The sequence below is a fragment of the Brevibacterium sp. HMSC063G07 genome, from assembly GCF_001810665.1.
Classification (GTDB): Bacteria; Actinomycetota; Actinomycetes; order Actinomycetales; family Brevibacteriaceae; genus Brevibacterium.
Map to the genome: position 1 here is coordinate 96479 of NZ_KV802363.1, position 16284 is coordinate 112762.

At 63.0% G+C, this 16284-nt stretch carries 11 protein-coding genes; 7 read left to right on the forward strand and 4 right to left on the reverse strand.

Annotation, left to right across the window (positions count from 1 at the left end):
* Positions 1-35: 35 nt before the first annotated feature.
* A complete protein-coding gene (locus HMPREF2757_RS09110) occupies positions 36-1220 on the reverse strand; it encodes an MFS transporter (RefSeq protein ID WP_141750239.1) in 1185 nt (394 codons plus the stop codon).
* 136 nt (positions 1221-1356) lie between these two features.
* Here HMPREF2757_RS09110 and HMPREF2757_RS09115 point away from each other — a divergent pair, with 136 nt between their 5' ends.
* Together HMPREF2757_RS09115 and HMPREF2757_RS09120 are read left to right on the forward strand one after the other, a co-directional pair.
* Positions 1357-2661, forward strand: a complete 1305-nt coding sequence (locus HMPREF2757_RS09115) for a M18 family aminopeptidase (protein WP_070575725.1) — start codon at positions 1357-1359, stop codon at positions 2659-2661.
* Between the two features lie 10 nt (positions 2662-2671).
* Positions 2672-4804 carry a thioredoxin domain-containing protein gene (locus HMPREF2757_RS09120; RefSeq protein ID WP_070575728.1) on the forward strand — a complete coding sequence of 711 codons (2133 nt, stop codon included), beginning with the start codon at positions 2672-2674 and terminating at the stop codon, positions 4802-4804.
* Between the two features lie 53 nt (positions 4805-4857).
* Here HMPREF2757_RS09120 and HMPREF2757_RS09125 read toward each other — a convergent pair whose 3' ends face one another.
* Together HMPREF2757_RS09125 and brnQ are read right to left on the reverse strand one after the other, a co-directional pair.
* Positions 4858-5988 (reverse strand): alcohol dehydrogenase catalytic domain-containing protein, encoded by a 1131-nt coding sequence (locus HMPREF2757_RS09125; protein ID WP_070575731.1) that lies wholly within the window; start codon positions 5986-5988, stop codon positions 4858-4860.
* Between the two features lie 57 nt (positions 5989-6045).
* Positions 6046-7431 (reverse strand): branched-chain amino acid transport system II carrier protein, encoded by a 1386-nt coding sequence (brnQ, locus tag HMPREF2757_RS09130; protein ID WP_141750240.1) that lies wholly within the window; start codon positions 7429-7431, stop codon positions 6046-6048.
* Positions 7432-7694: 263 nt separating this feature from the next.
* On the opposite strand from brnQ, the gene HMPREF2757_RS09135 reads away from it, so the two are divergent.
* Positions 7695-9176 carry an alanine/glycine:cation symporter family protein gene (locus tag HMPREF2757_RS09135; protein ID WP_070575735.1) on the forward strand — a complete coding sequence of 494 codons (1482 nt, stop codon included), beginning with the start codon at positions 7695-7697 and terminating at the stop codon, positions 9174-9176.
* Between the two features lie 125 nt (positions 9177-9301).
* Here the strand turns inward: HMPREF2757_RS09135 and HMPREF2757_RS09140 are convergent, their stop codons facing one another.
* Positions 9302-10288: an alpha/beta hydrolase gene (locus HMPREF2757_RS09140; RefSeq protein ID WP_070575738.1), complete on the reverse strand. Its 987-nt coding sequence runs from the start codon at positions 10286-10288 to the stop codon at positions 9302-9304.
* 170 nt (positions 10289-10458) lie between these two features.
* Here HMPREF2757_RS09140 and HMPREF2757_RS09145 point away from each other — a divergent pair, with 170 nt between their 5' ends.
* From HMPREF2757_RS09145 to HMPREF2757_RS09160, 4 genes are read left to right on the forward strand one after another with little or no spacing between them, the layout of a single operon-like run.
* Positions 10459-11439 (forward strand): ABC transporter permease, encoded by a 981-nt coding sequence (locus HMPREF2757_RS09145; RefSeq protein ID WP_070575740.1) that lies wholly within the window; start codon positions 10459-10461, stop codon positions 11437-11439.
* Complete coding sequence (locus HMPREF2757_RS09150) at positions 11436-12413, forward strand: ABC transporter permease (protein WP_256278303.1); 978 nt, start codon at positions 11436-11438, stop codon at positions 12411-12413. The genes HMPREF2757_RS09145 and HMPREF2757_RS09150 overlap by 4 nt, the downstream gene beginning before the upstream one ends.
* On the forward strand, positions 12406-14565 hold the full coding sequence (locus HMPREF2757_RS09155; RefSeq protein ID WP_070575742.1) for an ABC transporter ATP-binding protein: 2160 nt from the start codon (positions 12406-12408) through the stop codon (positions 14563-14565). The genes HMPREF2757_RS09150 and HMPREF2757_RS09155 overlap by 8 nt, the downstream gene beginning before the upstream one ends.
* A gap of 25 nt (positions 14566-14590) precedes the next feature.
* On the forward strand, positions 14591-16282 hold the full coding sequence (locus HMPREF2757_RS09160) for an ABC transporter family substrate-binding protein (protein WP_070575745.1): 1692 nt from the start codon (positions 14591-14593) through the stop codon (positions 16280-16282).
* The last annotated feature ends 2 nt before the right edge of the window (positions 16283-16284 follow it).

A 16284-nucleotide genomic window follows, 5' to 3' on the forward strand; every position in this document is an offset into this window, starting at 1 on the left:
AACAATAGCGCTGTTGGTTCTGTGAAAACAGGGTTCTACGCCTGCAGCGTGGCCGCCGAAACGTCAATGCGTCGACGGTACATGTTGAGGCAGCTGAGTGCGAAAAGCGCAGCGCAGGCACTCGTGGTCGCAAGGAAGCCAGCACCGGTGCCAAAAGCGTCGATGAGTGAGCCGACGAGCGCGCTGATGAGCGCCTGGCCGACAACGATGCCGGTGGTCATCATCGCCATCACGGTTGTCACTCGACCCACCGGAGCGACCTCCGCGGCAATCGAAAACAGCGTGACGAGCGCCGGGCCGATGCCCACACCGCACAGCACGAGACCTACGAGAACCGCCGGGAATACCGGCAGGACCGTGAACACAAGGGTCCCCGTGAACGCCACTGCGGCGAACACCATCCAGCGCGCGGCAAAGGTGAAGCCCCGGGGCAGAAGCACAACGGCAAATGCGCACAGCGCTGAACCCACGCCCATCACGGCGTAGTACATACCCGCGGCGGCCGCCTTGTCGAACTGTTCAAGGAAGCTGGTGAGGCTGGCAAGCGTCGAACCGAAGAACATGCCGATGCAGGCCATGCCGGCCGGCGGCAGCAGAACGGACAGCCGGAAGATCTCGGAAGCCGGAGCAACAGCGGGAGTCTCCTGCGCCTCGTCAGCTGTGGACTGTTCCATCATGTTCCGGGCGTGGCCGCGCACAAAGCGGGACGACGGGTGCAAAGCGAAGCCGCTGATCCCGATGAGAGTGGTCAGGGCCGCAACATCGAGCGGCACCACGATGCCGAAGGCCACCGCAATGGCTCCGACAACAATCGGCCCGGCAACGAAAACAGCCTCGTCGGTAAAGGACTCATAGGGCAGAACAACCGATGTGGCCTTCTCGGCCTGCGTGCCGGAATAGGAGCCGCGGATTGCCTCGAGCCAGCGTGAGCGGACCATAGATGCTGCCTGCGGGCTCGTCGCGCCGATCGCGAAGGCCGCCGCGTAGACAGTCCACGTGGCAGCGTCGGCCCGCAGCGCCCAGCCCAAGCCCCACAGCGAAGCCGCGTTCGTGACAGCAAGGCACAGAAGCAGGCCCCGCTGGCCGAAGCGGTCGGCAAACCAGCCGAAGAAAGGGCCTGAAAAGGCTGTGGCTAAGCCCACGAGAGCCGAAGCCACACCGGCTTGCGTATAGGAGCCGCGCACGCCGACGACTGATGTCATGACGGCTACAACCGACATGGCATACGGTAGTTTTGCCAGTATTGCCAGGGGGAAGAAGCCCCAGCCAACCAGCCGCGCTAGACCAGAGAACACCGTGCAAGGCTAACAGGCGGCTCTGAGTCCAGCGCTGTGACGACAAGCTCAGGAGGAGCGCATGTCCACCGCCGCTGAAAAAACAGCCGCGCAGAAGACCGCAGCGCAGAAGACCGCATTGGAACTCGGCGAGTACACCGCGGCATCACCGTCGTCCTACCACGCTGCCGCAGAAGCTGCTCGGCGACTGCAGGCGGCGGGCTTTGAGCTGCTTGACGAAGCCCAGGCGTGGAACCTGGCCCCGGGTGGCCGCTACGTGCTGGTCCGCGATGGCGCCGTAACCGCTTTTGCGCTGCCTGCTGATGTTTCCGCTGGGGATCTGCGCTACCGGGTGTTCGGTGCCCACACGGACTCGCCGGGCTTCAAGCTCAAGCCCGGCTCGGCGCACACCGCGGCAGGCTTCACCCAGGTGGGCGTCGAAGTGTACGGCGGAGTGCTGCTCAATTCGTGGCTCGACCGCGAACTGTGCTTTGCCGGCAGGCTCGCACTGCGCGACGGCACGACCGTGCTGGCGCGCACACCGGGCATCGCACGGATCCCCCAGCTGGCCATTCACTTGGACCGGCAGGTCAACGACGGGCTCAGACTGGACCGTCAGCAGCACACCGTCCCGGTGATCGGCCTGGAGGTGTGCGGCGGCGACGTCATCGAGCTGCTGGCCGAATCCGCCGGTGTTTCCGCAGACCGGGTGGTCGGCCACGATGTCATCACCGCACCCGTGCAGGAAGCTGCCCTGTTCGGAGCCGCGCAGGAGCTTCTGGCTTGTTCGCGCATGGACAACCTGTCCTCCACATTCGCTGGCCTGCGGGCAATGGAAGAACTCGACGCGAACAACCTGACGGCCGTATCGGTATTCATCTCCAACGACCACGAGGAAGTCGGTTCGGAAACCCGCACCGGTGCATCGGGCCCAATGCTTGCAGACATTCTGGAGCGCATCTCGATCAGCGTGGGGGCTGACCGGGAAGAACATCTGAGGGCTGTAGCGGGCTCCATCTGCGTCTCCGCTGACGCGGGCCACGCTGTCCACCCCAACTACCCGGAGCGCCACGACCCGCAGGTGCGGCCGACCCTCGGTGACGGGCTGCTGCTGAAGCTCAACGCGGTTCAGCGCTATGCAACGGATGCTGCGGGCACCGCCGAATGGGCACGCCTGTGTAACGCGGCAGGTGCCCAGTTTCAGCCGTTCGTGTCGAACAACGCCCAGCCCTGCGGTTCCACCATCGGCCCGCTGACGGCCACCCGCCTGGGCATGACTGTCATCGACGCGGGCATTCCGCTTCTGTCGATGCACTCGGCAAGAGAAATGGCGGCCGTCAGCGATATCGAAGCGCTCGTCAGGCTCGCCCACGCGCACCTGGGATGAGGACAGCCGGATGAATGATGCGGAAAGCGCCGAACACGTGAACCGTTTGGCTCATGCGACCTCGCCGTATCTGCGCGCCCACGCCGACCAGCCGGTCGACTGGCACCCGTGGGGCGCGGAGGCCTTTGCCGAAGCCAAACGCCGCGATGCGCCCCTCATGGTGTCCATCGGCTATTCCACGTGTCACTGGTGTCACGTCATGGCGCGGGAGTCCTTCAGCGACACGGGCGTCGCAGCGCAGATCAACAAGTACTTCGTTGCCGTCAAAGTCGATCGCGAAGAGCTTCCCGCTGTCGACGAGCAGTACATGAACGCGCTGCAGGCCATGCGCGGTCACGGCGGCTGGCCGCTGACGGCCTTCGCGGACGCTGATGGGGTGCCGTTCTTCCTGGGCACCTATTTCCCGCCCGAGCCGCGCATGGGTCAGCCGTCGTTTTCCATGGTCCTGCAGGCCGTTGCCAACACGTGGCGGGAGCGGCGAGCGCAGGTTGCCGACATCACGGCGAAGATGCGCTCAACCCTGGAGCAGCTGGCGGCTGGCCCCGAATCTGCGCAGACTCCAGCGCAGGCCGCACAGACCGGGGCTCCAGCGCAGGCCGGGCCCAGCTCGCAGACCAGCCCCGCCGACCCTGCCGCGCAATCCGAACAGCGACCCCTCGACCGTCCCTTCGAAAGCGCGGTGTCTTCGGACATTCTCAACGCCCAGCACTGGGCGCTTATGGACGAAGCCGACACGACGAACGGGGGTTTCGGCTCGGCGCAGAAGTTCCCGCCGCTCATGTCGCTCATGGCTCTCATCAAGGGTCACCACCGCGGTCCCGAGCGGCTGGGTTTCATCCGCCGCACGTTCTTGTCGATGGCTTCGCGCGGTCTGCGCGACCACGTTGCCGGTGGGATCTTCCGCTACTGCGTCGATCCGCACTGGTCGGTGCCGCACTTCGAGAAGATGCTGTACGACAATGCGCTGTACCTGCGGGCGAGTGCCGCGTGGTTCGGGCTTGAAGAGTCTTTGGCCCCGGGTTCGCGCTGGGCCAGGCTTGCTCGCCGCGAAGCCTATGACACGGCAGAGTTTCTGCTGCGGGACATGCGGTTGGACTCCGGCGGCTTTGCCACCGCGCTGGACGCCGATTCTCTCGACGCGCACGGCCAGCCTGCCGAGGGCGCTTTCTATCTGGAAAATCACGAGGTGGAGCTCACCGGATCTCCCTACGAACCTGTTCTGTCGCAAGGGCTGGGCTTGGTGCTCCACGCCCCGGGAATTGAGCAGTGGGCTGAGAATGATGAGGCTGGCCAGAACAGCGATGACAACCAGCCAGAGCCGTGGCTGACACAGACGGCGCTGGCTGCCCGCGCGGATCTTCTGCGAGCGCGCGAACACCGCGCCGTCCCACTGCGCGATGACAAGCTCATAACGGCACACACCGCCATGACGGCTTCGGCATTTGCCTTTGCGTCATGCGTTTTTGACGAGCCCGAATGGTTCACTGCCGCTGAACAGGCCTTTGCGGCTGCGGCAGCACTGCGCACGCAGACCGGTTTGGCTCGCTCTGCTTTTCACGGGGAGCCCGGCCCGGGTGCGGCGGGGCTTGTGGACTGGGCACAGCTGGCCGACTGCGCCGTTGCACTGGGCCGTGTCAGCACCGCCCGGGAGCTTCTGACCGAACTCAGCAAGCGCTTCTTGGACGGGACAGTGCGGGACTACGAACACGATCCTCTTCTGGCTGCCGGTGGGATGAGCGCATTTGATGACACCGAACCGTCCGGTGTGGCAGCTGCCGCCCACGCGGCCCTGTGCCTGGGACTGCTTGATGAAACAGCCGACGGCACACAGTGGCTGCAGACGGCTGAGCGTCTGGTGCTTGCCGCATCGGACGTCATGTACCGTGCCCCGCGGGCAGCCGGATGGCTGCAGGTCACCGCGGAGGGGCTGCTCAACCCAGTGCGGGTTGAAAGCGCCAACCCACGGCTGCTGAGCATTGGGGCTTGCCACCCTGTGACAACCGTGCTCAGTCGGCAGGCACCGGGAAGTGCTGTCGGCCAGCCGCAGGCGGAGGCAGCAACAGTGTGCCTCGGCCACGAATGCAGCCTGCCCACAGCGGATCCGGGACAGGTGCGACGACTGCTGGACGGCGCCTCGTCATAGAGAAGCGGGCGGGACAGGTCACCCCGCCCCGCCCGCACTGCGCTCCTCGGCTGTCAGACCGCGGCGGTTTCGGCTGAATCGTCGAACACGATCACCTGGCGGATGGCCCGCCCGTCAGCCAGCTGGTCCATCGCCTCGTTGATTTCCGACAGGCGGATGCGCGAGGAGATGAGCTCGTCTACCGCCAGTTTGCCTTCCAGGTAGAGCTGCGCGTAGGTGGGGATGTCGCGGGCGGGCACGGCAGAGCCCAGGTAGGAGCCCTTGACTTCGCGAGCACCGGCAGTCAGCGCCAGCGGGGCGATGGTCGAGGTGGCTGCCGGGTTGGGCAGGCCTACCGTCACCATCGACCCGCCGAAGCCGATCGCGTTATAGGCGGTTTCGAAGGCCTTGGCGTTGCCGGCGGCTTCGATCACCCGGTCTGCTGTAATGCCCTGTTCGGCAACTTCCTGCGGTGTGAAAACACGATCAGCGCCGAGTTCCTTGGCGCGGTCGAGTTTTTCTTCAAGCGCGTCGACGGCAATGACCTCTTTGACGTCTTGGGCCAGGGCCACAATGAGGGCGGCCATGCCGACCCCACCCAGGCCGACGATCATGACGGAGTCCTCCGGGCCGGGCTGGGCGGCGTTGAGCACCGCCCCTCCCCCGGTGAGCACGGCACAGCCGAGCACTGCCGCGATGTCTGCAGGCAATTCCGGCGGCACAACGACCGCGCTGGCCGCATCGACAACCGCGTGGGTGGAAAAGCCGCTGACGCCCAGGTGGTGGTAGACGTTCTCGCCGTCTCGGCTCAGATGCGCCGAACCGTGCAGCAGAACGCCGTCATTGTTGGTCTTCGAACCCACTGAGCACGGGAGCTTGCCGTCTGTGCGGCACTCGCGGCATTCCCCGCAGCGGGGCAGGAATGACATGCTGACCCGATCGCCTACGGAAATGCCTTCGACTTCACTGCCGATCTCTTCGACAATGCCCGCCGATTCATGCCCAAGCAGCATGGGCATGGGACGGGGACGGTTGCCGTCAACCACCGAAAGGTCGGAGTGGCAGACTCCCGCCGCCTCAATGCGCACCAGGACTTCAGTCGGTCCCGGGTCGGCCAGGTCGAGGTCGGAAATGCTGATGGGCCGCGACTGTGCGTAGGGCCGTTCAGCATCCATGCGCTCAAGCACTGCGCCGGTGATCTTCACTGGGAACCTCCTGAATTCTGGGCCGTGATGCTTGAGTCTAAACGCTGAACCGCAGGTTTACAGCGTTCCGCCGGACTTCTCCTTCATCCGGGCATCAAGACGGGCCGTGTGGTCCTGATCGTGACGGCCCAAAACAAAGTGCAGGACAACACCGATCGCCACACCTATCAAACCGGGAACAACCCAGCCGAGCCCTTCAGCACCCCACGGCAGCGCATTGAGCATCGAATCGACTGCTGTGCCGCCCAACCCTGCTTCCTTCAGGGCGCCCAGAACACTGATGACAGCCGTGAAGATGACAGCCAGACGGTAGACCAGACGGTCACCTCGGAAGAGCTTCTCAAAGAAGTACAGGAGCACCAGCACCAGGGTGACGGGATACACCGCCATCAACATCGGCAGGGCCAGCGCAATGAGGGCGTCCAGGCCGACATTGGCGAACAGAAAGCCGATCAGCGAAAACACGACCGCCCACACCCGGTAGGACACCTTCGGCACAAGCTCCGAGAAGAACTCCGCCATCGACGACACCAGGCCAATCGAAGTGGTCAGGCAGGCCATGATGATGACAGCCGCCAGAAGAGCACCCCCGATGTCACCGAAAAGGGCGCGCGACACCTCGGCCAGCAGCGCTCCGCCGTTGTCCTGTTCGCCCACCGCACCACGGCTTGTGGCCCCGATGTAGCCCAGCGAAATGTAGACCAGCGACAAGCCGATCGACATGACCAGAACAACCCACGGCATCTTCCTGCGGATGACGGTCGGATTGGTCACCCCAACACCGGAAAAGCCCGACACCACGAGAATGCCCAACACCAGGGCAGCGACCGCATCGACCGTCAGATAACCCTGAACAAAACCGGTCTGCAGAGCCGCATTTGAATAATCGCCAACCGGCTCACCGAACCCACCCAGGGGGCTGATGAGCGCCTTGATCGCAAACACCGCGATGACCAGCACCAGAACCGGGGCAAGCATTTTCCCGATCCAGTCGACAATCTTCGTGGGGTTGGCCGCAAGCACCAGGGTGATGATGAAGAACACCAGCGCGTACAGCACCAGCGGCCACTGGGCATCGCCCGCGTTCGGCAGAAGCGGGGCGACCCCCACCTCGTAGGACACGGTTGCGGTGCGCGGAATCCCGAAAGACGGCCCGATGAGCAGGTAGGCGAAAACCGTGAACACAACACCGAAGGCGTGACCGACCCGGGCCGATAGGCGGGCCAGTCCGCCCACTCGGGACACCGCCACGAGCGCAAGTGCGGGCAGGCCCACACCCGTCAGAAGAAAACCGAGAATCGCCCACGGGAAGGCGGTTCCCGCCTGCTGGCCCAAAAGCGGCGGGAAGATGATGTTCCCCGCACCCATGAACACAGCGAAGAACATCAGCCCAAGCGTGATCACTGTTCTGAACGGCACGGTCTGGGTGGTCTGCTTCTGCACGGGATCTCCGTAGTTAGGGGAATGTGAGCACTTCGGGGCGGGAGGTGGGCGCCCGCGGCAGGACTTCACATAAGATTCGAGAACAGAACACTACCCTGCCGCACCCTCAGCACAGTTGAAGACACCGCGCGTGTTCCCCCTCTCTCCCACAGTCTTCTCAGGCCTGTTCTACAGTGGAGAGAGTTCTTTCGTGGCCAAGGCGAGCGCTGCAGACAGACGCTTCGTGTGACCACAGCATCCCCATCAACACCCCAGGAGTCCCCATGGAAGCCTTCAACGAACTGCTGTCAACCGTCGATGGGTGGCTCGGGTGGCTTCTGCTGTTCGCTCTGCTGCCGCTGGGCCTGTACTTCACGGTGCGCACCGGAGTTGTGCAGCTGCGCCTGCTGCCGGAGATGTTCCGGGTCATCAAAGAACCAGCCGGACGTGACGCTGAGGGCAACAAGAACATCTCACCCTTCCGTGCATTCTCAATCTCAGCGGCTTCGCGCGTGGGCACCGCCAACATCGCCGGTGTGGCCCTGGCAATATCCGTGGGCGGACCGGGTGCCCTGTTCTGGATGTGGGTGACCGCAATCGTCGGCGGTGCCACCGCGTTCGTCGAGTCCACCCTCGGACAGCTGTACAAAGTGAAAGACCGCGCGACCTTCCGCGGCGGACCGGCCTACTACATTGCGCGCGGGCTCAAGAGCCCGTGGCTGGGCTCCGTTTTCGCCGTCATCGTGATCGTCACCTACGGCATCGTGTTCAACACCGTGCAGTCGAACTCGATCGTGGATGCCCTGTCCACCTCGTTCGACATGGACACCCCCACCTTCGGCTTCAAGGCGATCATCGGCATTGTCCTCGGTGCTGCCGGCCTGGCGATCTTCTTGGGCGGCGTGCAGCGGATCTCCAACGTCACCGCCTTCATCGTGCCGGTAATGGCAATCCTGTACCTGTTCCTGGGCATCCTGGTGGTCATCGCCAACCTTTCGGCCGTACCGCCGATGCTCGCGCTCATCGTCCAGCAGGCCTTCACCATGGAATCGATCTCCGGTGCCGCATTCGGCGTCATCATCACGCAGGGAATCAAACGCGGGCTGTTCTCCAACGAGGCCGGCATCGGCTCCGTACCGAACGCGGCTGCCACCGCATCGGCTTCCCACCCTGCCAAGCAGGGCCTCGTGCAGGCGCTCGGCGTGTACTTCGACACGATCCTCGTGTGCTCCATCACCGGGTTCATCGTCCTGCTGTCGAACCCCGAATACGATGAAGCGGTCGGCGCTCAGCTGACCCAGACCGCGCTGGCTGCACAGCTTGGCCCGTGGGCGGTGCACTTCTTGACGATCGCAATCTTCTTCTTCGCGTTCTCGTCGATCATCGGCAACTACTACTACGGCGAATCGAACCTCGAATTCATCACCAAGTCCAGGGGCGCCATGCTGACCTACCGCTTGGTGGTCATGGCCTCGGTGTTCATCGGCGCAGTCATTGCACTGGAGACCGTGTGGACGGCTGCGAACATCTTCATGGCGATCATGGCCATCATCAACCTGTTCGCCGTGGTCATGCTGTCTGAGAAGGCATTCAAGCTGCTCAAGCACTACACGGAGCAGCGCCGCAGCGGCAAAGCGCCCATTTTCAACCAGAAGGACTTCCCCGAGTTCGACGGTGTGACCGCCTGGGACGGCACCGACGAAGTCACCACCAGGGAATTCTGGGAGAACCAGCGCCAGAAGAAGGCCGAGAAAAAGAACAGCTGACCCTTCCAACGCACAGAACAGCAAAGCCCGCCGGGCCTGACCCGGCGGGCTTTGCGATCCCCACTCCCCGCTATCTCAGCGGAAGAAGCAGGCAAAGCGGGAGGTGAGCGGCGCCTCGGGCCCTGTCAGTCTGCAATGTAGCCGCGGGCAAACCGGCGCAGCTGCCCCGCCGCTACATCGAAGGCCGCACGGTCGGACAGGAAGACGTCGTGCACGGCCCGCGGCACCCGGGCCAATACGGTTTCGCGGCCCAGGCTTTCGGCCCGCCTGGCAATCCGATCGACGTCGAGCACGATGTCCGAGTGCGCCATCTTCGTTGTGTACGACGTGGCGCGAAAGCTCTCCATGGCGATCTGCACGAGCACCGGTTCGCGAATGTCCAGGCCCTGTGCAACCGCTTCCTGCCCGTCGAAGATTGCCCGCAGCCACTGCCCGTAGACGGGAAAGCCGTTCGGCGGTTTGAGCGCCAGATCCCACGGCGGGGCGCCGTGGTTTTCGCTGGCCGCCTGCACGTAGAAGTTCGGGATGACCAGCGGAAGCGCACGAGGTGCCCTCTCCTTGCGCTTGCTGCCGCCGAGGAACGGAGTGGTGATCCTCCTGGCCGCGGTGGAGAACTGGAACTCCAGCCACGGCGCATTGAGGGCGAGGGCCGCCAGGCGGCCCGGATTGCGGTTGGCCCACAGGGCTGCAATCAGCCCGCCGGTCGAATGGGCGGCAAGCACTGTCCGCGCACCCGGGTTCTCTTCACTGATGACGGCGAGCGCCGCCTCGACTTCTTCGTCATAGGCTGCAAGGTCGTCTATGTAGCCGGGTTTCTGTTCAGGGTCCCCCGGCCGCAGATTCCGGCCGTAGTCGCGCAGGTCCAGCGCGTAGAACTGTGCTCCGAAATCTTTCCACAGGCGCGCCAATCGGCGGTTGAAGAAATAGTCAGACCAGCCGTGCAGGTAGAGAACAGCCGTGTCGCGCAGGAAGCTCTCGCTTCCCGGAGTGCGTTGCGGTTCCGGGACCGCATCGCACCGGACAAGGGTAGCCCGTTGCCTGCCGGCAAGCGGCAGAGCGAGCTGCTGAAAGCCGGGACCGAGGATGTCCCGATGCCATTCGCCCCATTCCATAGCTCAACCTTACTGGAGGGTTTTTTAACGGTTTTTTGAGACTTCAGGGGCAGGCCCGCATCATTTGCACTAATATCTAAGCCACTGATGTGCTTCACGTCACCTCGTCAGCGGGGCGGCAGAGAACATCGGGCGCCCCCTGTGAATGTCCCCGACACCAATGAGACCAGATGATCGCCTACATCCTCCGGCGCGTTGTCAACTACGTGATCCTCACGGCGCTGGCAACCACGTGCGCGTACATGCTGACCTCCAGCTTTTTGGATCCGGCAAAGCGCTACCGAGGCAAGAATCCCCCGCTTCCCGAAAGCACCATCACTGCCAGGCTCGATGAACTGGGCGTCAACCCCGACACTCCGCTCATCACCCGCACGTGGAACTGGGCAACGAACATCCTCTTCCACGGGGATTTCGGTCTGACAGTCGGCGGACAGCCCGTGCTCACCGAAATGCTCAGCCGCTCCGTTGTCAGCCTGCGCCTGCTGATCGTCGGCAGCATTCTGGGTGCGATCCTGGGAGTGGCACTCGGCGTGTGGGGCGCAGTCCGACAGTACAAAGCCTCAGACAACATCATCACCGGTCTGACATACGTCATCAACGCAACCCCGACGTTCGTCTTGGGCATCATCCTCATGATCCTCGCAACCGGGTTCAACAATGCCGTGGGCACGCAGCTCATCAGATTCGTCGGGCCCGCCACCCCGGGGGTGCACGGCTTCTGGCCGCAAGTGGCCGACACAATATCCCACATGCTCCTGCCGACGATTGCGCTCGTGCTGTTCGGTGCCGCCATCTACTCCCGCTATCAGCGCTCAATGATGCTTGATGTCCTTGGCGCCGACTACATCCGCACAGCCCGCTCAAAAGGGCTCACCCGTAAGACCGCACTGTGGAAACACGGCGTGCGCGTAGCCATCATTCCCATGTCCACGTACTTCGCATACAGCTTCGGCACGATGCTCGCCGGTTCGACGTTCTTGGAAATCATCTTCTCCTGGAACGGCATGGGGAGGATGGCCCTTGACTCCATCACAGGCTCCGACATCAACGCGGCAGCCGGCACCACCTTCTTCGCGGCCATGCTCGTTCTGATCTCCTCCACGCTGTCAGAAGTGCTCTACGCCGCACTCGACCCCCGAGTGAGGTCATGATGAACGACAAGACCGCGCACAACGCAGACCCCTCCATCAATGCAGCCCCCACCGCAGACATTGAACGCCCCGCGGGCAATATCGGCGAAGACGCACTGAAAACAGTTGCCGAAGCGCAGCCGGTGTCCCGGTCCCGTCTGATCTTCCGTCGGCTGTTCTCCTCCCCGCGCTTCTGGATCGGCGGTTCGATACTTGCGTTCATGGTCCTGTTCGCCCTGTTCGGCAACGTGATCAACATCTACGGGCCGAACGACCAGGACGCCTTCAACCTCAACAAGGGGCCTTCGGCCGAACACTGGTTCGGAACCGACACCGACGGCTACGACATCTACGCACAGGTTGTCATCGGTCTGCGCAAGTCGATCATCATCGGGCTTGCCGCCGGCATCATCGGCACCCTCATCGCCGCCATCATGGGCTCACTCGCCGGGTATCTGGGCGGCAAGGTCGAAATGGCCATCAACTGGCTCATCAACTTCATGCTGGTGCTGCCTTCGTTCTTCGTCCTGCTGCTGTTCGCCCCGGCGCTGAAGGGCTTGTCGTGGGTGGCAATCATCATCATCGTGGCGCTGTTCGCGTGGATGGTGACCGCGCAGGTCGTCAAAGCGCAGACCAAATCGCTGCGCAACGCAGAATTCGTCCAGGCTGCCCGCTACATGGGCCTGGGAACACCTACGATTCTGGTCCGCCACATCATTCCGAACATTTCGTCACTGCTCATCGTCGATGCGACCCTCGGCGTGGTCGGCGCTGTGTTGGCTGAAACATCGCTGTCGTTCTTCGGCCTCGGCGTGCAGTCACCGGACATCTCAATCGGCACTCTGCTCTCAGCTGGAACCTCCGGTGCGGTCACCCGCCCCTGGGTGTTCCTCTTCCCCGCCGCCGCTCTCGTACTGCTGCTGACAGCAGTGTCCGTTGTTGCCGACGCGCTGCGCGATGCCATCGACCCCACATCAGGAGTGAACCGTGGCTGACACCGAACTGCCCACACAGACCACCACCTCGGGCAATACCGCTGACGAGGCTCCCGTTCTCGAAGTCGAAAACCTGTCCGTCACCTTCCCGCAGCGGAAATCGGCTCCCGTTGAGGCCGTCCGCGGAGTCAGCTACTCCGTGAAGAAAGGCGAATTCCTCGCGATTGTGGGCGAATCCGGTTCCGGAAAGTCGGTGTCGTCAACCGCGGTCATGGGGCTGCTGCCGTCGACCGCGCAGATCAGCGGCGACATCCGCTACAAGGGCGAGTCTCTCATCGGCAAAACCGACCACCAGATGTCACAGCTGCGCGGATCGAGCATCGCCATGGTCTTCCAGGACCCGCTGTCAGCACTCAACCCGGTGCACCCGGTGGGCAAGCAGATCGTGGAAGCGCTCATCATCCACAATCCCAAACTCTCCAAGGACGATGCGTGGGAGCGCGCGGTCGAACTGCTGCGGGTGGTCGGCATTCCCGACCCGGAAAACCGGGCCAATGCCTTTCCCCACGAATATTCCGGCGGTATGCGCCAGCGAGCGATGATCGCAATTGCGATTGCCAACGACCCCGACCTCATCATCGCCGACGAACCCACAACGGCCCTCGACGTGACGATTCAGGCCCAGATCATGGAGCTGCTGCGCAAGGCCCAGGAACTCACGGGTGCGGCCATCGTCCTCATCACCCACGACCTCGGGGTCGTCGCCGGCTACGCCGACAAGGTGGCCGTCATGTACGCCGGGAAGCTCATTGAGACCGGCAGCATTGACGACATCTTCTACTGGCCCCGCATGCCGTACACCATCGGCCTGCTGCGCTCTGTGCCCAACGTCGTCACCGCCGGCAAAGAGCGCCTTGTCCCCCTTGAGGGCAGGCCGCCGCAGCTGAACGCTCTGCCGAAGGGCTGCCCGTTTGCGCAGCGCTGCCCCATTGCCGTGGAGGCCTGCCTTGAAACCGAACCGCACCTCGAAGAGGTCCACGGCGAGGTGCCGGCTGAGCAGGCCGTGGTCGATTCCGAAGGGCACTTCGCCGCCTGCATCCGGGCTGACGAAATCGAATCCGGTGCGCTTCAAGCCCACGAAATCTTCCCGCGGCCCGAACCAGTGGAAATCGTCGATCGCTCCGGTTCGGAGAAAGTTCTCGAGGTGACTGACCTCGTGAAGCACTTCCCGCTGACAAAGGGCGCTGTGTTCCGCCGACGCGTGGGCACCGTACGGGCCGTCGACGGAATCTCCTTCGAGCTGCACACCGGGCAAACACTCGGCCTGGTCGGCGAATCCGGCTGCGGCAAATCGACCGCCGTCACGCAGGTGATGGAGATGAAGAAACCCCAGTCGGGCACCATCACCATCAACGGCATCAACATCGAAAGCGCAAGCCCCCAGCAGCGCCGGGAGATGCGCAAGGACGTGCAGATCGTCTTCCAGAACCCCTCGGCCGCTCTCGATCCGCGCCTGCCGGTGCTCGACATCGTCGGCGAACCGCTGACGGCTCACGGCGTGGCAAAAGGCGATCGCGAAAAGCGCGTCGGCGACATGCTGGAGCTGGTCGGGCTCGACCGAAGCATGGCATCGCGCTACCCGCACGAATTCTCCGGCGGGCAGAAGCAGCGCATCGGCATTGCACGAGCGCTCATCACCGACCCGAAGGTGCTCATACTCGACGAACCGGTTTCGGCTCTCGACGTGTCGATTCAGGCCGGTGTCATCAATCTGCTTGAAGACCTGCGCGACCGCCTGGGGCTGTCCTATGTCTTCGTGGCCCACGACCTCGCCGTCATCCGCCAGATTTCCGACATCATCGCCGTTATGTACTTGGGCCGCATCATCGAATACGGACCCGTCGGCGAAGTCTATGAAAACCCCAAGCACCCCTACACGCGTGCGCTCATTTCGTCAGTGCCCGTCCCAGACCCGAAGATCGAATCGCAGCGCTCCCAGGTGCTTCTGGAAGGCGATCTTCCTGCCCCCACGCAGGAATTCACGGGGTGCGCATTCGCAGCGCGCTGCCCCCTATACAAACTGCTCGACGCCGACGCCCAGGCTCAGTGTCGAGAGGTCAGCCCCGGACTGAACAAGGTCGGGCAATCGGCAGCCGCGTGCCACCACACGGACAACAGCGGACTGTTGGAGAAAAACCACCCTGCGGTCTGAACGACCCCCGGAGAAAGGAAAGACCATGGCAATCAAGAAAACGCGCCTGAGCGCGTTAGTCGCCGCAGCGGCGGCAGCAGCGATGGTGCTGTCGGCCTGCCAAAGCGGCGAAAGCGGCTCATCCGGCGGCGGTGACGGCGGTGACCAGCCTGAACTGCCGAATGTCGACATGACAAAAGCAGCGGCCGATGAAGTCAAAGACGGCGGCGACCTGACCCTCCCCCTGACGGAATGGCCTGGCAGCTTCAACTACAGCCACGCTGACGGCACCCTCACCGACGTCAAAGATATGTACGGGCCAAGCGTCAGTACTGGCCTCAAATATGACGCTGACGGCAAGGCTGAAGCCGACCCGAACTACATCGAATCGATGGAGCTCACCGGTGACGACCCGACGACAGTCAAGCTGAAGTACAACAAGGACGCTGTTTGGGAAGACGGCAAGCCGATCGACGGTGAAGACCTCAAGGCATTCTGGGAAGCCAACAACGGCAAGGACAAGGACTACCAGGTCAGTTCCACTCAGGGTTGGGAGAGCATCAAGTCCGTCGAGATCGGCTCAGACAAGAAGGAAGTCACCATCACCTACGACGGTGTGTTCGGTGACTGGCAGAACTACGTGTTCCCGCTGCTGCCGAAAGAAGTTTCGTCTGACGCCAAGAAGTTCAACGAGGACTTCAAAGACGAGTTCGTGCCGTCTTCGGGCCCGTTCAAGGCAGTCAAACTCAACAAGAGCGCCAAGACCGTCACCATGGAGCAGAACGACAAGTGGTGGGGCGACAAGCCGAAGCTGGACAAGATCACCTTCCGCGTGGTCTCACAGCCCCAGCAGGGTCAGGCCTTTGCCAACAAGGAAATCGACCTTGTGGACATCGGCACCGACGGCGATGCCTACGAAACCGCTAAGAACCGCGGCGACGCCAAGATCTACAAGTCGACCGGTCTGATGTACACGCACCTGACCATGAACGCCACCCGTCCTGGCCTGAAGGATGAGAAGGTCCGCGAGGCAATCGGCTTGGCGGTCAACCGCGACGTCATCGGCCAGGCTGCTGTCGGCCCGGTTGAAGCTCCGGTCATCAACGTCAACAACTACACGTTCATGCCCGGTCAGGACGGCTACCAGGACAACACCGACGGCTGGGCCCAGCACAAGCCCGAAGACGCCGAAAAGATTCTGCAGGACGCCGGCTACGAAAAGAACGGCGACGGAGTCTACGAAAAGGACGGCGAGAAACTCGAGTTCTCCGTCGTCGTACCCGCCGACACCGAATCGAACGAAAAGCGCGCCAAGCAGGTCATGAACGACCTCAACAAGATCGGCATGAAGGTCAAGCTGGACACCGTGCCGTCGGACAAGTACTTCACCGACTACGTGACCCCGAAGAACTTCGACATGGTGACGTTCTCCTGGCAGGGCACCGAGTTCCCGATCACCACGACCGCGAACTTGTTCTACCCGGCTGAATCGCAGCAGAACTACTTCGGCATTTCCAACGAAGACATCGGCAGCGCCGTCAAGGCCGCACAGAACGAAGCTGACCCGGACAAGCGCCTCGAACTCGCCAACGAAATGGACAAGCAGTTCTGGGCTGAGAAGGTCATGATCCCCTTCTACGCCACCCCGACCGTCCACGGTGTTTCCGAAGATATCGTGAACCTCGGTGCGACGCAGTTCGAAAGCAAGGACTGGACCATCATCGGCCACAAGAAGTGATC